Source organism: Paenibacillus sp. FSL R5-0407, assembly GCF_038009185.1.
Taxonomy (GTDB): Bacteria; Bacillota; Bacilli; order Paenibacillales; family Paenibacillaceae; genus Fontibacillus; species Fontibacillus vini.
Genome location: NZ_JBBPAX010000002.1, coordinates 1,468,191 through 1,489,956, shown reverse-complemented (window position 1 = coordinate 1,489,956; position 21,766 = coordinate 1,468,191). Strand labels below are relative to the sequence as shown.

General features: G+C 45.0%; 25 protein-coding genes. 17 read left to right on the top strand and 8 right to left on the bottom strand.

All coding sequences use genetic code 11. The annotated features are described in order from the left end of the window. Positions 1–91: 91 nt before the first annotated feature. Genes NYE70_RS25675 through NYE70_RS25665 form a run of 3 tightly spaced genes read right to left on the bottom strand, consistent with a single transcriptional unit; the run spans position 92 to position 1,956 of the window. On the bottom strand, positions 92–676 hold the full coding sequence (locus NYE70_RS25675; RefSeq protein ID WP_341048933.1) for a TetR/AcrR family transcriptional regulator: 585 nt from the start codon (positions 674–676) through the stop codon (positions 92–94). Between the two features lie 51 nt (positions 677–727). After that, positions 728–1,507, bottom strand: coding sequence for a DNA alkylation repair protein (locus tag NYE70_RS25670; RefSeq protein ID WP_290408745.1), 780 nt, complete (start codon positions 1,505–1,507; stop codon positions 728–730). Then, complete coding sequence (locus NYE70_RS25665; RefSeq protein WP_290408746.1) at positions 1,504–1,956, bottom strand: VOC family protein; 453 nt, start codon at positions 1,954–1,956, stop codon at positions 1,504–1,506. The genes NYE70_RS25670 and NYE70_RS25665 overlap by 4 nt, the downstream gene beginning before the upstream one ends. Before the next feature lie 198 nt (positions 1,957–2,154). Here NYE70_RS25665 and NYE70_RS25660 point away from each other — a divergent pair, with 198 nt between their 5' ends. The 3 genes from NYE70_RS25660 to NYE70_RS25650 are packed head-to-tail and all read left to right on the top strand — an operon-like array spanning position 2,155 to position 3,511. Continuing rightward, complete coding sequence (locus NYE70_RS25660; protein WP_290408747.1) at positions 2,155–2,565, top strand: YvaD family protein; 411 nt, start codon at positions 2,155–2,157, stop codon at positions 2,563–2,565. Next, positions 2,562–3,155, top strand: coding sequence for a TetR/AcrR family transcriptional regulator (locus NYE70_RS25655; RefSeq protein ID WP_341048931.1), 594 nt, complete (start codon positions 2,562–2,564; stop codon positions 3,153–3,155). The genes NYE70_RS25660 and NYE70_RS25655 overlap by 4 nt, the downstream gene beginning before the upstream one ends. Beyond that, complete coding sequence (locus NYE70_RS25650; RefSeq protein ID WP_290408749.1) at positions 3,152–3,511, top strand: DMT family transporter; 360 nt, start codon at positions 3,152–3,154, stop codon at positions 3,509–3,511. The genes NYE70_RS25655 and NYE70_RS25650 overlap by 4 nt, the downstream gene beginning before the upstream one ends. A 444-nt stretch (positions 3,512–3,955) precedes the next feature. Here NYE70_RS25650 and NYE70_RS25645 read toward each other — a convergent pair whose 3' ends face one another. Further along, the gene (locus NYE70_RS25645) at positions 3,956–4,261 is read right to left on the bottom strand and encodes a hypothetical protein (protein ID WP_341048929.1); all 306 of its coding nucleotides are present in this window, start codon (positions 4,259–4,261) and stop codon (positions 3,956–3,958) included. Positions 4,262–4,427: 166 nt separating this feature from the next. Beyond that, positions 4,428–5,171, bottom strand: coding sequence for an NADPH-dependent oxidoreductase (locus NYE70_RS25640; protein WP_341048928.1), 744 nt, complete (start codon positions 5,169–5,171; stop codon positions 4,428–4,430). A gap of 161 nt (positions 5,172–5,332) precedes the next feature. Here NYE70_RS25640 and NYE70_RS25635 point away from each other — a divergent pair, with 161 nt between their 5' ends. From NYE70_RS25635 to NYE70_RS25625, 3 genes are all read left to right on the top strand, one after another. Continuing rightward, positions 5,333–5,833: a MarR family transcriptional regulator gene (locus NYE70_RS25635; RefSeq protein ID WP_213654298.1), complete on the top strand. Its 501-nt coding sequence runs from the start codon at positions 5,333–5,335 to the stop codon at positions 5,831–5,833. A gap of 108 nt (positions 5,834–5,941) precedes the next feature. Then, a complete protein-coding gene (locus NYE70_RS25630) occupies positions 5,942–6,775 on the top strand; it encodes an alpha/beta fold hydrolase (RefSeq protein ID WP_213654299.1) in 834 nt (277 codons plus the stop codon). Next, on the top strand, positions 6,762–7,133 hold the full coding sequence (locus NYE70_RS25625; RefSeq protein WP_290408203.1) for a hypothetical protein: 372 nt from the start codon (positions 6,762–6,764) through the stop codon (positions 7,131–7,133). The genes NYE70_RS25630 and NYE70_RS25625 overlap by 14 nt, the downstream gene beginning before the upstream one ends. 67 nt (positions 7,134–7,200) lie before the next feature. Here NYE70_RS25625 and NYE70_RS25620 read toward each other — a convergent pair whose 3' ends face one another. Continuing rightward, positions 7,201–7,839, bottom strand: a complete 639-nt coding sequence (locus NYE70_RS25620; protein ID WP_445323893.1) for a hypothetical protein — start codon at positions 7,837–7,839, stop codon at positions 7,201–7,203. A gap of 447 nt (positions 7,840–8,286) precedes the next feature. Between NYE70_RS25620 and NYE70_RS25615 the strand changes: the two genes are divergently transcribed. Both NYE70_RS25615 and NYE70_RS25610 read left to right on the top strand, forming a co-directional pair. Then, entirely contained in the window at positions 8,287–8,496 is a 210-nt protein-coding gene (locus tag NYE70_RS25615) for a hypothetical protein (protein ID WP_341048927.1), read from the top strand. A gap of 51 nt (positions 8,497–8,547) precedes the next feature. Next, positions 8,548–9,048 carry a hypothetical protein gene (locus NYE70_RS25610; protein WP_341048926.1) on the top strand — a complete coding sequence of 167 codons (501 nt, stop codon included), beginning with the start codon at positions 8,548–8,550 and terminating at the stop codon, positions 9,046–9,048. Between the two features lie 21 nt (positions 9,049–9,069). Here NYE70_RS25610 and NYE70_RS25605 read toward each other — a convergent pair whose 3' ends face one another. Further along, positions 9,070–9,645 (bottom strand): hypothetical protein, encoded by a 576-nt coding sequence (locus NYE70_RS25605; protein ID WP_341048925.1) that lies wholly within the window; start codon positions 9,643–9,645, stop codon positions 9,070–9,072. Positions 9,646–9,810: 165 nt separating this feature from the next. Here NYE70_RS25605 and NYE70_RS25600 point away from each other — a divergent pair, with 165 nt between their 5' ends. After that, positions 9,811–11,310 carry a glycoside hydrolase family 43 protein gene (locus NYE70_RS25600; protein WP_341048923.1) on the top strand — a complete coding sequence of 500 codons (1,500 nt, stop codon included), beginning with the start codon at positions 9,811–9,813 and terminating at the stop codon, positions 11,308–11,310. Positions 11,311–11,312: 2 nt separating this feature from the next. Here the strand turns inward: NYE70_RS25600 and NYE70_RS25595 are convergent, their stop codons facing one another. Further along, entirely contained in the window at positions 11,313–12,173 is an 861-nt protein-coding gene (locus NYE70_RS25595; RefSeq protein ID WP_341048993.1) for a helix-turn-helix domain-containing protein, read from the bottom strand. A gap of 205 nt (positions 12,174–12,378) precedes the next feature. Between NYE70_RS25595 and NYE70_RS25590 the strand changes: the two genes are divergently transcribed. The 8 genes from NYE70_RS25590 (at position 12,379) to NYE70_RS25555 (ending at position 21,736) form a co-directional block, all read left to right on the top strand. Further along, positions 12,379–14,079 carry an ABC transporter substrate-binding protein gene (locus tag NYE70_RS25590; RefSeq protein WP_341048992.1) on the top strand — a complete coding sequence of 567 codons (1,701 nt, stop codon included), beginning with the start codon at positions 12,379–12,381 and terminating at the stop codon, positions 14,077–14,079. Between the two features lie 148 nt (positions 14,080–14,227). After that, complete coding sequence (locus tag NYE70_RS25585) at positions 14,228–14,521, top strand: AbrB/MazE/SpoVT family DNA-binding domain-containing protein (RefSeq protein WP_341048922.1); 294 nt, start codon at positions 14,228–14,230, stop codon at positions 14,519–14,521. Between the two features lies 1 nt (position 14,522). After that, positions 14,523–14,918: a type II toxin-antitoxin system death-on-curing family toxin gene (locus tag NYE70_RS25580; RefSeq protein ID WP_290408208.1), complete on the top strand. Its 396-nt coding sequence runs from the start codon at positions 14,523–14,525 to the stop codon at positions 14,916–14,918. 183 nt (positions 14,919–15,101) lie between these two features. Continuing rightward, positions 15,102–16,919, top strand: a complete 1,818-nt coding sequence (locus NYE70_RS25575) for a sensor histidine kinase (protein ID WP_341048921.1) — start codon at positions 15,102–15,104, stop codon at positions 16,917–16,919. Continuing rightward, on the top strand, positions 16,907–18,487 hold the full coding sequence (locus tag NYE70_RS25570; protein WP_341048920.1) for a response regulator: 1,581 nt from the start codon (positions 16,907–16,909) through the stop codon (positions 18,485–18,487). The genes NYE70_RS25575 and NYE70_RS25570 overlap by 13 nt, the downstream gene beginning before the upstream one ends. A 120-nt stretch (positions 18,488–18,607) precedes the next feature. After that, the gene (locus NYE70_RS25565) at positions 18,608–19,927 is read left to right on the top strand and encodes an extracellular solute-binding protein (protein WP_211022500.1); all 1,320 of its coding nucleotides are present in this window, start codon (positions 18,608–18,610) and stop codon (positions 19,925–19,927) included. Between the two features lie 70 nt (positions 19,928–19,997). Next, positions 19,998–20,867: a carbohydrate ABC transporter permease gene (locus NYE70_RS25560; protein WP_290408211.1), complete on the top strand. Its 870-nt coding sequence runs from the start codon at positions 19,998–20,000 to the stop codon at positions 20,865–20,867. 11 nt (positions 20,868–20,878) lie between these two features. Beyond that, a complete protein-coding gene (locus NYE70_RS25555; RefSeq protein ID WP_211022498.1) occupies positions 20,879–21,736 on the top strand; it encodes a carbohydrate ABC transporter permease in 858 nt (285 codons plus the stop codon). Positions 21,737–21,766 lie beyond the last annotated feature (30 nt).

Genomic DNA, 21,766 nt, shown 5'->3' with positions numbered 1-21,766 from the left:
CACCCGCTTATGACAAGCAAGAAAACACACTTCCCTTTGAAAATATCAGTGGGAAGTGTGTTTTTTTGCTTTCTATTACATTCCATTCAACTTAACTCCTGAAACCATTCAACATATTGGAGATGATGATTTTGGTGTCCGCCAATGCTTGCTCATAATCCGGCATCTGTGCAATCCAGAGTGCGGATTCATTCAATGCTCCAGAAAGACAATGCGTCATTGCTTCAATCGACCCCGGTTTGAGGCATCCTTGTTCCTCCATAATTTGCAGTTGCCCGTGTAGTAAGCGCATGGAATTATGCTCGTCCATACTCCGCCAAGTCTCCCACCCCAATACAGCAGGTCCGTCCACGAGCATAATGCGTTTGTTCTGAGGTTCAACTGCGGCAGCTACAAAGGCAATGCACCCAAGAAGCAGCTGTTCCCAGACATCCTCACTTTTTGCCGCTTCGGTCTCTATTCGTTCTGCAACATATTTCTGAACCGATTCCAGTACCACGTGAAAGAGGCCTTTTTTATTTTTAAAATGATGATAGAGTGCCCCTCGCGTTAGCCCGGACTCCTTGGCAATCTCCTCCAACGAAGAGTCCGCATACCCGTGTTCGGTAAAATAACCTCTGGCCACCTCTATCAACCGGTTAATGGTTTCATTCGTTTCTTCTTTGTTTCTTCTCATACACGGTTTGTCTCCTGTCTCGATCTCTACTTCCCATGAATCAGACTGCTTTCAAAGCTTCTCCAAAATTTCTATTGCCGCCGGATCTTCCGACTTCTTTAAGGATCGCAGTGAATGACGAATCATCCAGGTGCGATGCTCCCCCTCAAATTTCAATCGATCATTCAACCAGTTAATTGTAATTTCCTTATAGTCTTTCGTTAAATCGTTCAAATGGTTAGCCACTGACTTTCTTACATAAAAGGAAGGATCCTCCCACAAGGGCTCCAGCAAGGCAAGATTATTAGCAGGGTCCCCCTTGATGACTTGGATTCGTTTTGCCCAGGGAAGACGTGGACGTGTTCCTTCACTGACTAATCGGCGGACATGAGGGTTAGCATCACGCGACCATTGACTTAGCTGATCTAAAGTATCCTCAAGATGAACTTCAAGAAAAGGACGGATGGCATATTCTGAAGTATGTCTTTTTGTGATCTCATACATAGCATGCATGGAAAGCTCGAAGTGCTCTAACCCATATTTTTCGACAAAAAAGGCAACAGGCATCAGAAAATATCCATTATTGAACATTCCCTCTTCGGTTTCATTCTCCGGTCCAACGATATTCAATAGAATGCTCAGTGCTACCGAATAATCAGAGGGTAACGCTTGTCTTAATTGATCGGCAATGACGGCGACCCGGTCTTTTAATTCAAGTGGTTCTACCCTATTTCTAACGGACCCGACGAATATTTCCGTAGGGAAATCAGGATAGTGCGGGCTAATCAATTTGGATAGACGAACGGCTAATTCTCCAGCAAAATAATGCTTTAATTGTACCGTAGTACTCATTCTATTTCACCATCGTTATTACTCAACCATACCTGCTCTGCATAATTAGTACTCTCCGTTTCCGAGGGAGGGATAATTTGTATGATATCAATTAATACACCATTAGGATCGCTGGTTATGAAATGTCTCTGCCCAAATTCTTCGTTGCGAATATCGAGCTGTAAAGGCAGCTTCTCATCCAGAATAAGTCTCTTATACTCTGAATCCACATCATCTACTTCAAAGTTTAGAATCAAGCCTTGGACCCTTTTTTGGTAAACAGGGGGGATGGTAGGGTGAGATGCATCCAAGAGAGCTAATTCATAAGGGACTTTACCGTTAGTCATTCTAAGACTCACGTACCAGTCGGCTTCATAAACCTTTTCGAATTGAAAATAGGTGGAGTAAAATGTTGAACTCGAGGCAACCTTCTCCGTCAATATAACAGGGTAGAAGCTTGTAGTGGTCATTGGTAAACATCCCCTTTATTCTTAATATGGACTCATATTAACATACATACAGTATGTATGTAAATACATTCGGGGTTAGTTTCCGGTTGGTCGATAGTGAGGTTGATTAGCTGAAACTCGGAATGTATAATGGAAAACAGGGAAAACATAATTTATTAATTGTTTTCCAAGCTATGTGCGTGGGAGGAGAATAAAGCGATGGGAAGAACATTAAAGACCGCCATGCTCGTCACGGATGTGGGATTTGTGGTGTACTGGCTTATCGTATTTCTTAATCTGCTGCCGAAGGACTATCTCTACAAGGATTACGACAATGAAATGATGGTGGCCTGGAATCTATCGTTTATTCCTCTGGATCTGTTGATTTCTTTTACCGGGTTGATGAGCATTTATTTTTATCGGAAACGGCCGCAATTTGGAATCTCTTTATGTATCATTTCGTTATCGCTTACGTTTTGTTCAGGTTTGCAAGCAATCGCGTTCTGGGGTCTGCGGCATGATTTTGATGCGTCGTGGTGGATACCGAATTTGTTTTTAATGATATACCCTCTGTTCTTCCTGCCTCGATTCGTTTGCAAAACTACGCCACGATTGGACGTGAACACATGAAGGAAAGAATCACGGAAGTTGTAAGGGAAGAAATCATGAAGCGGGGGTTGAAATTTTCGCTTCGGGATATCGCTGCAAGTCTAGGGATGAGTACAAAGACGATATACCAATTCTTTGAGTCAAAAGAGCAAATGATTAGCTATATCATCGATCAATGCATCGCGGATATGAGGGAAGCCGAGCAGGAAGTGATGAACGATACGTCGTTGACTACCGCCCAGAAATTGAAAATGGCTCTAGTTATTTTACCTCGCGGATTTGTATTTAAAGACGTTCATGTTCTTCGTGATTTGAAACAACGGTATCCGCAACTGTGGCGTGAGGTGGATGCATATATAAACCATGGATGGGATAACATCCGGATCTTGATCCAGGAAGGAGTCGCGGCAGGCATCCTGCGGCCGTTTCATGTCGAGCTGTTCATCCAGACTTATATCGGAGCTTTGAATCAGCTTATGAATATACATGTTGCGAACAAGATCGAATTGTCTTTGGATAAGGTGTTGGTGCAAATGGTTGAGTTCTTGATGCAGGGAGTCCTGGATGGAGGGCCCGAAGTGAAAAGCGGAGAAAGGAGCGGATCGGAATGAAGCCGTACCTTTTTTTGCTGGTAGCGATTATTGGTGAACTGCTAGGTACATCAATGCTGAAGCTATCGAATGGATTTACGAAATTATATCCGAGCATCGCGACGGTTCTCTGTTTTGGGTTGGCGTTCTATATGCTCTCTCTGAGTCTGCAAAAGATCCCCTTAGGCATTGCTTACGCGATATGGTCGGGGGTTGGAACTATGGCTACGGTCATAATCGGGATTCTGATATGGAAAGAAAAAGTCGGGTTAATCACGGTATTTGGCATTGCGTTCATTATTGCAGGCGTTGTATTGGTCAACCTTGGATCTTCTACTATGGAAAAAGAGGCTGTGCAGAACATATCCTCTACGTAGTGAGTGATACGTGATACAGGCACGATTCGTCTCCATATGCAGTACAAAAAAACGGGCACCCTTGGTGTCCGTTTTTGTTTGTTCGTATGCAAATAAATCAGGTAAACCGTTTAAAAACATGTAAATGACACAATACTCTTTAGATCGACCCCCGTATACACCCACATTCTACCGGTCCATCTAAAACCTGCAACGGATGTTAAGCCTACAAAGGTCGGGAAGAACCAGAACGAGTTCCCATTTCTCAGCCACACGAATGTGTTGCGGAATAGGCAGCCGGAAATAGCTCCGGGGTCGACGGCGAACGTTGTAGCCTCGGGTTGCGGTGGTGTAAATTGCGGTGGAGGGGAAGATGGCGGCTGCTGAGCTCCTTGTGGTCCTTGAGGCGGTGTAAATGCCATAAGATAACACTCCTTATTGTTAAAAATGAAGGTTTGATCAGGCCTATATTAATGAAATGGCCAGTAGATTGAACAGTACCAGAGGTAAAATGACATCACTTTGGTAACCGGGAAAAAAGCCGCGACTAGTCCCATGGCTTGGAAGTTTTAAGTATAATATGCCTCTTTCGCAGTGGGTAAGTAACCCTTCAAAAACATCGCCATCGACGGTTTCCACCCGGACATACTTATTAACATGATTTTTGCTTATATTGCCTATGTGATTCTGAACGGATTTTAAGGTTTGCATCGTAGGTGCGTCCATTCTGTACAGTGTTTGCTCTTGCTGCCCCATTTGCTGCAAGCTCATAATCATGACCTCCATCTTCGATTCGTCAGTTTCTCCATCGTATGCAGGAGCCCATAGGGGAGTGACATCCCCCCTGTAAGTTCGCCTCTACAGAATAAAAAGCCACAACCTATGAGATTGTGGCTTTTCGTTTCAGGCATTGGCTTGCGTGAAATTTTCGTTTCGGCTACTTCAAATCAAACCCTTTGCTCTTCACGTATTCCGTATATCCGCTGAGCGGTAAATCCTTCTCTAGCATGGATATGAATTTTCCGGACCAGCTTACCTTCCGCTTGTTATTGGTTCGCGCGCTGTAATATTCCTCGACTTCCCGATCATATTGTTCGACCTGTGATTTAAGATCGCGATTATACTGGTTTTCAAAAAATACGGCGGACCGAGGCAGCCGCGGCTTCTGCTCGGGGAGCTCGTCGGGGACACCTACCGCAAGACCGGCCAAAGGAATGACGAAGTCGGGCAGATCAAGCCATCCGTCTAGCGCGGGCAGGGCCTCGTTAATCCCGCCGATGATCACGGCCCCGAGCCCCATCGATTCGGCCGCCAGGTTGGCATTTTGTAGGGCCAGTGCGGCACTCAGTACTGCGGTTTGATAAAAATACGAATAGCCCAGGTTGGAGCTAACCTTTTCTTGTTGATCCGGGTTGGCGGCCAGCATTAAGCGGTGAAGATCGGTGCAAAAAATATAGAAGTACCCGCATTCCTCAATCCAAGGATTATTTGAATGGACCGCAATCTTCTTCCGCAGCTCCCGATCTGTGATGCCGATCATTGAGAACGGCTGCAGATGCGCGGAAGTGGGTGCCATTTGCGCCGCATCGACAATGGCTTCGATCTGTTCGCCGGTCAACGGAATATTTTTAAACTTGCGGATAGAGCGATGCTGGCGGATTACTTGTAAAACCTCATTCATTTCGTTTCCCTCCATATTCATGGTTTTCATAGAAGCCGCAGCAAGACTCTCTTATGCCTTATGGTTTCCTTGGAAACCATAATAACAAGAAAAGGATATCGCGTCAAATGGTTTCTTAGGAAACCATGTTATAATAAAAAGAAAAAAGGTAGGCCTGCCTTATGCCATATAAGAATGATGATATGCTCGAGCTCAAAAACCGCATCGAAAATTCAATGTACCGGATTCTCATTAGCGAAAGCGAGGAGGACCAGGATCGTCTTTGGCTTATGGAACGGATCTCCGACGAAAGGCTAAAAGGGCTGCTACCCCACCTGTCCGTGTCAAGCCTTCACGTGCTGGATGTTATTCATTTGCATGACAGCATTAAAGGGATCGACATCGCCCGCGATATGGGCATAACGAAAGGCGCTGTTTCGAAAATCACCCGCAAACTGCTGGATCAGGGTCTAATTCGAAAAACTCAGCTGCCGGACAATCAGAAGGAAGTTTATTTTTCCGTGACCCCGCTGGGTGACGAATTGGCCGGACTGCATCGGCTATTTCACGAGGAGAAGGATCAAAAAGTGACGAAGCTGTTGGCCAGTTTCGATACGGCGTCGCTCGAGATCGTGGCGGATTTTCTCGAGAAGCTGGCGGGTATGCATCATACATCTTCATAACAACTGTTGATCGTTACGCTGCCCGCCGGTTGCGGGATTTTCATCTATGTTATACTTATCCTACAGGAAGAGGTTTCATAGTACATCTAGAAAAGGAGGTTTCTCATTTTGGCCAAGGATATTATGACGCGTAATCAAGTAAAGATAAAAGGAAATGGGGAACAGCCGCTTATTTTTGGACATGGTTTTGGCTGTGATCAGAATATGTGGCGCTATGTTTCCCCGGCGTTTGAAGAGAACTTTAGAGTTATCTTATTTGATTTCACCGGTGCCGGCAATTCGGATATTACGGCATATGATCCGGTAAAGTACAGCGATCTTTATGGCTATGCGGAAGATACGCTGGAAATTTGCGAGGCGCTGGATCTGAAGAATCCGATCTATGTAGGTCATTCCGTTGGTGCCACGATCGGCATGCTTGCGTCCATCCGTAAGCCGGAGTACTTCAAAGACTTGATTCTCATCGGCGCCTCTCCTTGTTATATTAATGATTTACCTGATTATGTCGGAGGATTTGAAAGAGAAGATATTGAGGAACTTTTGGGTATCATGGATCAGAATTTTGTACAATGGGCTGAAGTTTTCGCCCCGATCATTATGGCCAATGGTGAACGTCCTCATTTGTCGGGAGAATTGAAAGACAGCTTCTGCTCCATGGAGCCGGAAATTGCCCGCCAGTTCGCCAGAGCTACCTTTCTATCCAACCACAGAAATGAACTGCCAAGCGTCTCTGCTCCTTCCTTGATTTTGCAGTGTTCCGAAGATGCGATAGCGCCTCTGGAAGTAGGGGCTTACATGCATGATAAAATTCAAGACAGCGTGCTTAAAATTATGGATGCCACCGGGCACTGCCCGCATATGAGCCATCCGGAGGAGACGATCTCCCTTATATCAGAATATTTGGAGTTAAAAGGTCGCGTTACTGTTCATGGACTATTTTGATGAACGACCTGGCCGTACCCGCTTAGCGTCTCTTTCAATGGATCAGGATCAGTGTATTTCCAGTATAAACGAAGCTTTTAGACAAACCCTTGGTTATACTATCAACGGACTCCAGGGCGCCAAGCTCGAATCCTTGCTCACTCGTTCCAGCCGCATTTTTTATCAAATTTATTTCTTGCCGCTGATAAAATTGAATGGAGAGATCAGCGGAATGCAGTTGTCTTTTAAGTCAAACATTGGTGAGAGCGTGCCGATGATGGTGGATATGGTTTCCAGGGTAAGCGAGGGTCAAGAGATATACGACGTTTTTCTTGCCCCATTACAACAGAAATTCGATAATAATAACGGCGAAGGTTAATGAGAAACTCAGTTTAACCCGAACCCGGTTCATAAAAAACCCACAGCACTCAGGCTGTGGGTTTTAATTAATGCTGATTACTGAACAGGGGCTCCGTTCGAAGCAAATAGTTGCCTCTTACCTCAGCTGTCCAATTGGCAAAGACCTCTCTCCATTGAACACTGTTGAAGAAATCGTCTATGGATTGGTTGTCGGAATCCCAATCAACAAAGATGTTGAGCGGTGTGATTCCTCCAGTCCAAATTCCGTTATTGACGTCAGTCCCTTTCTCTCTGACTAATAATAGGGGAATGCCGAATTGAAAAGCCATGGAAGGCTCGATTTGAGAAAAGGTTGATCCTTCCCAGAACGGAGTGGTCGTAGGCGGCTGCCCCACATTGGATTGAAGAATTTCAACCAGAAACCTGCGGAAGTTAATGGCGAGCAAACCATAGCTTGAAAAGACCAGACGCCGTATATTCGTCAAGACAGTCTCCGGATACTGCTCGCTTACGGGCAAGGTGCGGGGAAAAAGCAAGGCCTCTTCGATTTCCGAAACAAGCCGGTTTAGAAATTGTCCTTGAACGTCGTTCACTGTGTTTGTTGTACTCAAAAATATAGGAATTCGAAAAGCGCGATCCACGCATGCATCGATAGCCGATGATGTGCCCTTTTCAATATCGGTGGGCTTAGGATTTGAAGAGGAGGTTCTTACATTACCGCGCACCTGGGGAAGCTCTCTTACAATGCTTACGGGAGAAAGCTTTTTCAAGGGGATTTGCCCAGCTTTATCCTTAGTTTTCGTATTGCTCAATTGTCACATCTCCAATGCATAAGAATCTGGTTATTTTCAACCCCAGTCTATGCGCATTAGCCCATGTGTGTTACATGATAGACATCTACATTACATATCCGGTAATATTCTCGAAGGTCTATGGATTTAACTCGATTTCCATACTTTGAAGGGGGTGTTGGGAGTGTCACTTTATTTTGAGGAATCCTCTATCCGACGTGACTTTATTTATAGCCTGGTGAATGAGTCACTTAAGGGATTGCAGGCCATACCAAAGAGCGATTTGCACAACCACGCCGGTCGCGGCGGAAATATCATATAAGCGAGTGGGCCAACGTTAGCATTCAACCGCCAACAGAGCCTTTTCAATCGTTACACGACATGCAGAGCTGGTTTGATGAACATGTGAAACGGCATTGCCCCGGCATGCAAGGCTATTTAAAACGGATTGAGGCTTCTTTTGTGCAGGCAGCAGAAGACCATATCGAAATATTGGCGTTAAGCTTCGGGCTCGATGAGATTGATAATTTGGGAGGGATGGATTCTTTTTCGCGGATCATGGATGATTTTCATCGTCGTTATGCTCCTTAAACGAAATTTCTACCCGAGCTGGCCTTGGATCGAGCCTGTCATGTAGAAGAGGTGCTTGGACGACTGGATACTGTATTGGCTTGCCAATGGTTCCGGTCGATCGATATCTGCGGTGATGAATTTGCACAGCCTATTGCGCACTTCAAATCTATTTACAGAGCAGCAAAAGCTGCGGGACTAACTCTAAAAGCTCACGTGGGGGAGTTTGGCACCGCCGATCATGTCATGGAGGCCGTCGAGGAGTTGGAGCTTCAGGAAGTCCATCATGGGATTGCGGCAGTCAGTTCGCCTCAAATCATGAGTTGGTTATCTCGGAATCAGATTCAACTGAATGTGTGTCCGACAAGCAATATTATGCTCGGCGTGGCTGAGAGTTATGGCACCCATCCCATTCGTAAGCTATATGAACATGGAATCCCGGTGACTATAAATACCGACGATTTACTGATCTTTAACCAAACTGTTTCTCAGGAATATATGAATCTTTATAAATCCGGTTTGATGACACCTGAAGAGCTTAATGAGATTCGTCGGATAGGTTTGAAAAGATAAAAATTCATCCCTTTAGCGGGATCACTTTTTCATAGAGTTTGCTATCTGAACTAATTCAGAAACATCATACAAAAGATCAAAGTCTCGATTCTCCACCTTGCTTGACGCTAAGGCGTAAGTCAATCCATCTTCCCTCCAATATAACCCGCTAAAGTGCGGATTGCTTTGAATCCAGGTTGGTGTCCCGTTGTCCAATGGAGGGCCTTTTTCCCCTTCCGGCTTCGATTTATCCGTTGAATTGGTGATAGACAACATAAGTTGTTCACCTTGATCGACATTTGCAAAAGTCAGACGAATGATCTGGAAGGAGGCCGGAACCACTTCGGCAGCCTGATGGGTAATCTGAAAAGGAACCTCAGGAATCCGAACCTCAAAAGGCATTTCAAGCAGGGTTTCATCAAAAGTTGTACCATCTTCCGAACCAGGATCCCATTCTACTCCATCGTTTACGATTGTTAATCCTGCATAGTTGGGAGGGGGTTGGTCCACATTTGAAACTTCAGACATAGGTGGAGCCTCATTTTGTTTGCCCATTTCGCATCCGCTATTCAGTAGAAAGACAGCAATTAAGCAAGCGCAAATTATGATTCTTTTCAAGCTCTCCAACTCCCTCTTTTAGAAAGTAAATGGCAGTCCGCCCCCATGTCTAGATCATGCTAGTTGCATGACTCTAAAGTGAAGGTTTTATTTTATGGCGTAAAATATAATGGGATTGAGTATGTGTTCCATTCTGCAAAAATAGATTAGACAGGAGTGCAATGGATGCAGTTTATCAATCCCGTGATCCCTGGCTTTCACCCTGACCCCAGTATTTGCCGGGTCGGTGACGACTATTACTTGGTTACGAGCTCATTTGAATATTTTCCCGGAGTGCCTATTTTTCATAGCAAGGATCTGGTTCATTGGCGGCAGATCGGCCATTGTTTAACAACCGAAGACCAGCTGTCGCTTGGGAATGTAAGAAGTTCCGGGGGCATATATGCTCCGACCCTCCGTTATCATAAGGGCTGGTTTTATATGGCGACCACCAATGTAGGCGGAATCGGGAACTTCTATGTGAAAACGATGAATCCGGAAGGACCCTGGTCGAAGCCGATTCAGGTTGCTCAGGACGGCATAGATCCTTCCCTTTTGTTCGACGATGACGGACGCGTGTATTTTCAGTCTGCACGTAATGGCGGTATATATCAATGCGAGATCGATATTGAAACCGGAAGCATGTTGACCGAGAGTCGCTTGATCTGGAAAGGATCGGGCGGGGCACATCCCGAAGCGCCACATTTATTCAAAATCAATGGTCTGTATTATTTGATGATCGCCGAAGGCGGTACCGAATATGGTCATATGGAGACTATGGCCAGAAGCGATGATCCGTTTGGGCCGTATGAGTCTTGTCCCCATAATCCTATTCTTTCAAACCGGAGCATGGATAGCAAGATACATGCAACGGGGCATGCGGATCTGGTCCAAGCCGAGGACGGCAGCTGGTGGGCAGTTTGCTTGGGAATAAGACCCGTTTCCTATCCATATCGGCACCACTTGGGAAGAGAGGTATTCCTCGCGAATGTAACCTGGACAGCGGATGGATGGCCGATCATTGGGGACTCCGGACATATTCACCCCCTCATGGAGGGTCCTAATTTACCGGAAGTTCATTGGCCGGAAAAACCGGTCAGAGACGACTTCGACCAAACCCGGCTGGGAATGGAGTGGACTTTTTTGCGAAATCCTCATCCAAGCTGTTGGTCATTGGAAGAACGTCCGGGTTATCTTGCTTTGCGTGGCAATCCAACGTCTTTGAATGATGCCGGTTCCCCCGCCTTTGTAGGGCGACGACTTTGTCACTTTACCAGCCATATTAGGGCGGCGATGGAGTTTGAGCCGTTGCATGATGGGGAAGAGGCGGGGTTAACCGCGTATATGAATGAGAAATATCATTACGATCTTGCCGTAAGGCGCGACGGAGGACGGAAAGTAGTCGTTTTTCGCCGGACGGTCGGCTCGATGAAAGTAGAGGAGAGGCTCGACTGCCCAGAGGGAGTGATCGAGCTTCAAATTAAAGCTCTTCCCGAGAGGTTCGAGTTGTCACTCCGAACGATGGATTCGAAGAGTGTTGAGATAGGATGGGGCGAAACTCATTTACTCTCGACAGAAGTAGCGAGCGGTTTTACCGGCGTGTTTATGGCGATGTATGCCGTGAGTGAATCGGAGCAAGCAACCCCTGCGTATTTTGATTGGTTTGATTATGAACCGGTGAATTAAATTCACCGGTTCTTTCGGTAGGCTTGCGGGGACATCCCGTAAGCCTTTTTGAATTGGCGCGCCAGATAGTTACTGTCGTTAAAACCGCATGCGTAGGAGATGTCCGTTACTGAAAGATGGGTCTGTTTCAAGAGCATGCAGGCTCTTTCAAGCCGAAGCCGTTGAAGATAAGCAATCGGTGTCGTCTGATAATAGGCTTTAAAAATCCGGTTTAAGTGTCTTATGGAAATATTCGATTTCGCAGCAACGTCCTCCAAGGCGATCGGCTCGAGATAGTGGTCTTCAATATAGGAGACCGCATTCGCCAGGTGGATCAGACCGTTGTCCAAGCCGCGTTCCCCATTGTCATAGTGTCTGGACAAATAGACAACGAGTTCCATAAAGCGCGAAGCGAGCAAGGTTTGATGACCGGGAAGCTTGGCCTCGTATTCTCCGACCATGAAGGAGATGAGGGACGCAACATACTCCAGACTTGATATCGATAAATTTAATTTGCTTTTATAGGTAGTGATGTTCCGATAAAACGGCTCCAAGATGAACAACGCCTGAAATCCGTTCAAAGTCCGAAGATCCGGGCCGGCGGATTCAAGCATTTCCGGTTTGTACATAATGTTGCAAATCTTAAAATCCTGAGGCTCTTTATAAGCATGAGAAGTACTGCCATTAATAACAAATACGTTGCCTTTTTTGATAAATGATTCTTCGTTATTGACGATATGAGTAGCGTGCCCGTTCAGGACAATGACTAGTTCGGAGAAGTCCACATGACTATGATCAAAGGTGTCTTCCTCATGTCCTCCGTATTGAATGAAAAAAGGGAAATGCTCATCCCTCGTAAACCAGTTCAAATATACATCCGTCAAAATGATCACCGCCTGTTGTGGCTATGTTTATGTCTATATCATGCTATTGAATGACTTGAAAATCAAGGTTTGCTCATAAATGATGCGATAGAATGAGGAATGTAAGCAGGGCCGAATTCGCTGAGAGTAATGGCTTATAGCTACTAAAGAAAGCGTATTCATCAAGGTTTGTACCGAGAAATATACAGGGGGAAAGGATGATTTGATGCGAAGCTTGAACAAGAAATTTGGAGTTCTGTTATTGGCAAGTATGCTGCTCGTTACGGCAGGCTGCGGCAATTCGGGAGATAAAGCTGTGAATCCAGGGAATTCAACCGGTGGAGACGATAATAGCCCGATCTCATTTACCTTTTTTGGGGCCGATGCGAACCCGAGCTGGAACAACATGAAAGATGATGTGGGCAAGGAAATAACAGCCAAAACCGGAGTCACCCTCGAAGCGGAGTTTGATGTCGGCAGTGGCGGCGGTCAGGACAAAATCTCTTTGATGGCGGCAAGCGGCGATTATCCCGATCTCATTTACGCCAAGGGCGAGCTCGGTAAGCTGGTGGATGCCGATGCCATTATAGATCTTACGGATCTGATCGAGGAGCATGCCCCGAATATCAAGAAGATCATGAGCGAAAATATGAATCGCCTGAAATACAGCAATGAAGACCAGGCGATTTATGCGATCCCGACTAATATCGGAGTGGGTCAGCAATATTTTGACGCTACGAATGGCTTTCAAGTTCAGCATCGCGTCTTGAAGGAACTGGGTTATCCGGAAATCAGAACGATCGATGATTTTGAAAAGGTGTTAAGAGAATATACGGAGAAGCACCCGACCACAGACGGACAACCTACGATTCCGCTCACTCTGAATGCGGATGGCTGGAAAATGCTGATTACGGTCACCAATCAGGCCAATAATACGACAGGCGGGATGAATGACGGCGAATATCATGTAGATCCCGAAACTTATGAGGCAATGCTTCACTATAAGCGACCGGTAGAAAGGGAATATTTTCGCTGGTTGAACAAGTTGTACAATGATGGATTGCTAGATAAAGACTCTTTTGTGCAAAAGGAAGATCAATATAAGGCGAAAATCGCCAGCGGGCGTGTGCTGGGCTTAACTTCGGTGGACTGGGAATACGGCGAAGCCGAGAATGCCTTGAAAGCTGCGGGCAAATACGAATACACGTATGCGCATTTTCCGGTTACGCTGAGCGAAGAATACAAGGATCATGCCATGCAATCTTTCGGAGTTGACGGTTACGGCATTAGCATTACGACCGCTTGTAAGGATCCGGTCCGTGCGATCAAGTTCCTCGACTGGCTCGCCTCGGATGAGGGTCAAGTGCTTAGAAACTGGGGGATCGAGGGTAAGCAATATAACGTAGAAAACGGTACCCGCGTCATTCCTGACGATGTTCTCAACAAAAAAGTCAACGACGCCAGTACTTTCACCAAAGAAACGGGTGTCGATTTGTATACGACCCTCGCTCCACGTTACGGGGATGGGGTCAAAGATGCCACAGGCAATTACTATACAACTAATTTCCCGGAGCAAATCATCGCCAAATATTCGGATGTTGAAAAAGAGACATTAGCCGCTTATAAAGCAACGACATGGAAGGATCTGTTCCCTAGCGAAGATGAGCTTCCTGTCAAAGAATGGGGCGCCTTGTACAATATGCAGGTTCCAACGGACGGAGACTACCAGGTCATTTATCAAAAGACTCAGGATATCATCCAAAAAAGAATTCCGGAGGCGATTTTGGCCAAAGCGGATAAATTCGACCAGGTTTATGACGACTTCCTCGCCGAGTTGGATAAAGTCGGAGCCGAGAAGATGGAGAAGGAATATACGGAATTGGTAAAAGCGAGAGTTTCGCTTTTTACGGGCAAGGAAATAAAATAAAGAGAGAATCCACAACCGAATAAGGTTGTGGATTTTTGCTTTAAGTACTTAAAGAAGTTTGATAAAATGTACATATATTATAAAAGTTATTACGTTATAAGGTATAACATATTGGGTGCTGATCATATTATAGAAAGGAGAATGTTAAATGAATGGTGTGGAAAAAATGACGAATGATAAACGGAATTCTATGCGTTACTCTCGCAAAATAGGAAGAATGGGAAACAGTTTAGGCGTAAGCTTACCTAAAAGTCTTGCTGCAAAGCTGGATGTTTCGCAAGGGGATGAGATTGAATTCATCGAGAATGATCGTGGTGAAGTGGTATTGAAAAAGGTTCGCCAGAACAGGCTGCCCGATCATGTCCGTCCTGAAGTACTGGAAGCTTTCTTTGATGTATTTGAAGAGGACACTGGAATTCTTGAGGATTTAAGGGACCGATGATATGACTAATTTTCTGACCAAAGAAGAAGTTATCGCAGCACACTATTTTATGATGAAAAGAATGAATGATGCAGATCAAGCAGGCGTGAAGGATCGCGGTTTGCTGGAATCTGCGGTACATAGACCGGAGCAAAGTGTCTTCGGAGAAGATGCTTATCCAACTTTGTTTGATAAGGCCGCAGCGTTATTGGAATCTCTGGTGAAAAACCATTGTTTTCACAACGGTAATAAGCGAACGGCTTATCTGGTTACAAAGTCATTTTTGATGTTGAATGGGTACCATCTGCGAATGGAACGTAGATATGCAGTAGAATTCATAGTAGATATTGCAATGGGGTTACATACATTAAAGACGATCGTTGATATTCTTGAAGAGCATTCTGAAGAGAGAAGTTAATGCTGATTTAAGTGATAGAATATATGGTTTAAGACATGAAGAGCACGGACCCGACGGTCCGTGCTCTTCATGTTCATGTCGAATTCTCATTGTCCGAAATTAAGAGTTATGGCTATAATGGGATTTAATTATTTGGGATTGAATATGACATAAGTGGCGGAGGAGCGAAAAGTGATAGAACGGATGACAAGAAGCGTAAAATCAATATTTTATGGCAAACCGAGAAAACTGGCATTCAAAATACCCTTCGCCTATTTTTTAGTCATCTTGTTTACGGTGGGGTTCAGCTATCTGGTCATGAATCAAATAGCCACGAATACAGCGCAGAAGAAAATTAATGAGGCGTCATTACAGACCATAACCTCTATACAGACCAACGTGGATTTAATGATCGAAAACGTTAATAACTATTCTAAAATGATCTTTTCGGATCATAATCTGCAAAACCTGCTAAGACAGGGGGACGTGTATGCCAACCTTCAAACCCAGTCCAAGGTCAGCGCTTACTTGTATAATCTTATGCAAGCGGTTCCTATTATTGACTCGGTCAATATTTTCGATAATTCGGGTCATCGGTTTTCGGTTGGAACAGAGGAATTGCCGACTTTTATGGATGCGAACATAGAGGATGCTCCCTGGTATGAGCAAGTGGTACAGAATAAAGGGAAGTATATCTTGAGACTAAACGGCAGTGGAACCTTTCAGAAGGGGACCACGGATGATAATTTCGTATCCTTCATTCGTTTGATCCGGGACATTGATGATACCTCCCGCCTCGGAATCCTCGTTATTAATATCAAAGACGATGCATTTGTCCAGGCTTATTCCAGTTTGCTCGATCAGAATTCATTGGAAATTGCGATTTTGGATGAAAACAATCAAATTATCGTAGCCGATTCCACGGAAGATCAAAGTGATGCAGTCTTTAAAGAGCTCCTGACAACGAACAAAGATACGCTGGAGCAACAATTTCAGCAAGGAAATTCAGGGGTTCTTACAATGAGCTCGGATTCGCAGAAATATAGTGTTTCTTATCTTTCGGACGGACAGGACCATTGGAAATTCGTGAGTATCATGCCGCATAACTCCATTGAGTCACGAAACAAATCGATCGTGCTGTTGGCGCTGATCCTGCTGGTGATTAACGGGACGATCTTCTTTGTAAGCTCATTCGTCATTTCGCGCAGTATTATCAATCCGATCCATAAGCTTTTGCGTTCCATGAACAAGGCCCCGAGCGGCAACTTTATGAAAGTTAATGTGGAGTTGAACAGTTATGAATTTGAACAGCTCTACAACGGCTATAATCAGATGATTGAACAAATCGATCAATTGTTGAAGCGCGTTATTGAGGAGCAGAGAACCATTCGTAAGGCGGAATTGAGTACACTGCAATCCCAGATTAAACCGCACTTCCTATATAACACGCTGGATTCCATTACTTCCTTGGCGCTGTCCGGGTTAAACGATCAGGTTTGTTACTTGATTGAAGCATTGGGAAGTTATTATCGGATGAGCGTCAGCAAAGGAAAAGACGTAATCACGGTCGGTGAAGAAATCGAGATCGTCCGTAACTATTTAAAAATCCAGAATGTACGTTACCAGGATGTTTTTGAGGCTCAGTTTGACGTAGACGAAGATTGTTATCAGTCTCCGATTCCCAAACTGGTGCTGCAGCCATTGGTTGAGAATTGTCTTTATCATGGCATACGACCCAAAGGTGTTAAAGGAACGATACGGATCAGCGCACGAAATACGGAAGGCGCAGTGATCTTATCCATAGCTGACGACGGCGTCGGCATGTCAGAGGAAGAGATTACGCAAATTCTATATACCGAAAGAAAAGGTGAAATCAAAAGCTTTGGACTGTGGGGAACCATGGAACGCTTGCGAATTTTTTATGGGGATAAAGACTGTGTAACCATTGAGAGCGAACCTGGAAAGGGAACGATTATAACGTTAATCATACCGAATGGAGTTGATGCATCATGGGAAAATTGAAGGTTCTGATCGTTGACGATGAACATCTGATACGTAATCTGATTAGAATGCGAATTGATTGGGAAAGCCAAGGTCTGATAATCGTAGGGGAAGCTTCCAATGCACATGAAGCGATGGATATGGTGGATGAGCTTAGACCCGATATCATTTTCACAGACATTTATATGCCGTACATTAACGGAATTGAGTTTAGCGGTAAGGTACTGGAGAAATACCCGGATATCAAAATAGTGGTCGTTACCGGCCACGATGAGTTTGAGTATGCCCAACAGAGTATCAAAATTGGTATTTCGGATTTCATTCTAAAACCGATTCATGCTTCAGATCTGCTCCATGTGACCGCCAAGTTAACGCAGAAGATTTATGAGGAACGGACGCGAAATCAAGAACTGGAGAGGCTGAAGAAAGACCTGGAGCGGAATTTCCCGTACCTAAGGGAGAAATTCCTCTATCAATGGTTAGAAGGTGCTCTTTCAAAAGAGGAAATCCATGAAAAGGCGGAGTATTTCAAACTGCCTGTGTTTTTCAGCGGTGGTACCTATCAAATTGCCGTGATAGAAATCTCTCCGATATCAGAGAAGCAGACAGAGGAACAGTTGATTCTGTTGGGAATGGAGTGCAGGAACAAGATAGAAACGTTCTATAGAGATGATTCCCGGGTGATGATTATTCCGGATACCCGAAATCAAATGGTGATCATTTCATTCAACCAGACAACGCATCTTGTCAGCGATTGCGAATCGATTCAGGCCACTTTGCTCAAATCGTACAAATGCTTGGTGAACATCGGGATCGGGCGAAGACGCGATAAAATGCAAGAAGCGCACCTGGGGTATCAGGAAGCCTGTCGTGCAATTCACTACAAAGCGTTCGTCGGACATAATCAGGTAGTTTGCTTCGAGGATATCGTGGACAACCGGGAAGAGTACTATCGGTCTAATCCGGAGCTTCTTCAGCAACTGCAGTTCTGCATCAGTGTCGGTTCGTCCGAGCGGGCGACGGAGATTCTTGAGCAAATATTCAATGTTTCGTTCTCCGGTGTATCACATTTCCGGATGGCGGCGATGGATGTCATTACCGAATGTCAGCGGGCGGCGATGGAGCAGCAGATCGAAGATGAACAAGCGCAGAATGCGGAAACCCTGGTCTCGATTCTCACGGCAGACAATCTTCCGGAATTGATGAACATACTGGAAAGGTATGTCCTTTACGTTTGCCAAACGATTCATTCGAAATTCCAAGCCAAGGAAGGCAATCTGATCAGTCAGGTGAAAGAGTATCTGGAGAATCATATGAGCGATACCCAAGTCGGATTGGCCAGTACCGCTGCCGCATTCTTTATCAGTCCAGGCCATTTGGGACGGCTTATGAAGAAGGAGACGGGGCAGACCTTTGTGGAGTATCTTACCCATGTTCGCATGAAAAGAGCTGAAAACCTTCTGAAAACGACCGATTTAAAAGGATACGAGGTTGGTGAACAGGTAGGAATCCCGGACCCGCACTATTTCAGTGTTCTCTTTAAGAAAACGACCGGCAGGTCTATGAATGAGTATCGGAACGGAAAATGAGTGATAAAGAGATGTTCGAATTTTAAAAGACGATGTGCGGATTTTGAATGGAGTTATTAAGGGTACTTCCCTAAAATGACTACTAGAAGCAGCGATTTCACAAATAGGGAGGTCAAAGAGATGAAAGCGTTATTAAAAAAATCATTGAGCATTATTCTGGCGGTAGGGATTGCAGGAAGCCTGGCCGCATGCTCCTCGGATTCGTCCGGCGGGAAATCTTCGGGCAAGGATGGAAGCGGTTCCATTAAGTTGACACTATGGGATCAGTCGGTTGGCAATACGGATCCATCGGCTAAATTGTTGCCGCAAATTATTGAGAAATGGAATAGTGAGCATCCAAATATCCAAATTGAACGCACAGGCACAACCGGCGAACAGTATAAAACTAAAATCAAGACCTCATTAGCCGCAAGTGAAGCGCCTGACCTGTTTTATGGTATGGGTGGCGGCAGCTTCATGCAGCCTTATATTGAATCCGGGAATGTCCTTGAAATCACCAACTATTTAACGGACGACGTTAAGTCGAGAATGGCCCCAGGTATGTCGGAAGCCATTGAAGTGGATGGGAAAATCTATACACTGCCCGTTTACACCCACATTGCAAATCTTTTTGTGAATACCGAGTTGTTCGATAAAGCGGGAGCCCAAATCCCGACGACTTATACAGAATTGCTGGATGCCGTAGAGAAATTGAAGGCAGCGAACATTACTCCGGCTCTCATTGGAGAGAAAGACCGGTGGCCTGGCATGTACTGGTACGACATTATTGCTATGCGGCAAGCAGGAAATGAAGCGGTCATCGAAGCGTTTAAGGATCCATCCAAATGGAATTCGCCGGATTTCATTGCTGCGGCTACCAAAATGCAGGAGCTGGCAAAGGCAGGCGCCTTCAACAGCAGTATGTTCAGCATGAGCTATGATGAAATGCTGGGTGCGTTTAATGCGGGTAACGGAGCCATGATGTTCCAGGCGAACTGGGTGAATGCCGGCATCGAAGATGACTCCTCGGCCGTTAAAGGCAAGGTAAAAGTAATTCCTTTCCCGGTTTTTGAAGACGGTAAAGGGAAGAACACTGAAATCTTCGGCGGGGCGGTCGATGGCTTCTATGTTAGCAGCACCACAAAGCATCCGAAGGAAGCCGTTGAGTTTCTTATGTATTTAAGCGAGCAGCTTGGTACGCAGGGTTTTCTTGCCGGAGCGGGTCTTCCTAGCTGGAACATTGACGGCCTTGATACTTCAGGCCTTTCCGAACTCGACAAATCTGCTGCAGACATTATGAAAACAGCTACCTCGTTTATCGCATGGTGGGATAATATTCTTCCGGCCGAATCTGCGGAAACACACAAAAACTTAATTGCACAACTCTTGGCGGACGATATCACTCCAGAGGAATTCTGCAAACAAATGGCACAGCTTAAACCGACGGAACTAAGTCTCTAATCCTTGAATAAACCCAAACGAGATGTGGTCAGGGACTGTCCCTGACCACATCTTTGAGAGGAGAACCATAATGAATTCTGTATTTTCCAACAAGAAGGCTATTGCTATATTTGTCCTGCCTACCCTCCTCATATTCTGTGGAATTGTATTAGTTCCGATCTTCGTTTCCAGCTATTATAGTTTATTGGATTGGAATGGCGTCGGCAAAGGTGCGTTTATTGGACTGGATAATTATAAAGAGATGTTCACGGATACACGGGCATTAAACTCCATCAAAAATTCCATGCTGTTTGCGGCAGCGTCTATTTTCATTCAGTTGCCGATCTCTCTTGTACTTGCCCTTATACTGGCATCCACGATCAAGGGTGAAGGGTTTTACCGTACGGTATATTTCATTCCGGTGTTGATTTCGACCGTTGTAATCGCTCAACTGTGGTCCAAAATCTATAATGCGGATTATGGCCTTTTAAACTGGTTGCTCGAGAATATAGGTCTTGCAAATTTGGCACAAGACTGGCTTGGACAAAAGGATACTGCGCTTGTCGCTTCTTTTATTCCGACGCTTTGGCAGTACGTGGGTTACCATATGTTGCTGATGTATGCCGGCGCCAAATCGATTTCGCAGGATATTTTTGAAGCGGCTAAAATTGACGGGGCTTCCCGTATACGGATTGCATTCTCCATTACAATTCCCTTAATGCGCCCTATTCTCAAAGTGTGTCTTGTCTTCTCGGTAATCGGTGCATTTAAGGTATTCGACCTGATTTATGTATTGACTGGCGGAGGACCTTTATTTACCACGGAGGTGCCGAGCACGTTGATGTATACCACCATATTTGATACTTACAGATATGGCTATGGCAGTGCGATATCCGTCTTTATTATATTGGAATGCTTAATATTTACAGTCATCATTAATAAGTTTTTCAAAACAGAATAGGGGGGAGCAAAGTGAGTACTGCAAAAGGGCTGTTGCAAAGAAGGCCAAACTTCATTGGGAAAATACTACTGCAAGGGTTTTTAATCATTGTAACGATCATACAAATTTACCCCCTTATCTGGTTGGCATTTTTCTCACTGAAAGACAATAGTGAAATATTCAGCGGCGATGTCGTGGGGCTTCCGAAGAAATTCCTCTGGAGCAACTATGCCAAGGCATTATCGGACGGTCATGTATTAAATTATTTTTTTAACAGCGTGTTAGTAACTGCCGCTTCTATCATCCTTGTATTGATTTTGTCCGCAATGACGGGGTATGCCATTTCGAGAATGAATTGGAAGTTAAGCAACTTAACGATGACGCTGATCCTCCTCGGGATGATGGTCCCGATTCACGCGGCTTTGTTACCGCTGTTTATGGTTTTGAAGAATTTACACTTATTGAATACCTATTGGTCCCTGATTATTCCTTATGTCGCTTTTGGTATCCCGCTCGCGGTATTCATCCTTAGCAGTTTCTTTAAGGGAGTGCCTCGCGAAATGGAAGAGTCGGCGGTGATGGACGGATGCGGGATTTACAAAACCTTTTTTTCGATTATGTTGCCGCTGGTCAGTCCAGCTATAGCGACGGTGGCGATATTTACATTCCTGGCTTGTTGGAATGAGTTGATGTTTGCGACGACCTTCATCAATAATGAATCCTATCAGACTTTGACGGTAGGGATGATGTCGATGGTCGGGACCTATATTACGCAATGGGGAATTATTGGAGCGGGACTCATGATCGCTACAATCCCAACGATAATTATCTATTTGCTGCTCAACAAACAGGTGCAGAAGAGTATGATCGCAGGCGCTGTCAAAGGATAAGGGCCGAAAGAAAGACTAGAAGGGAGTTAT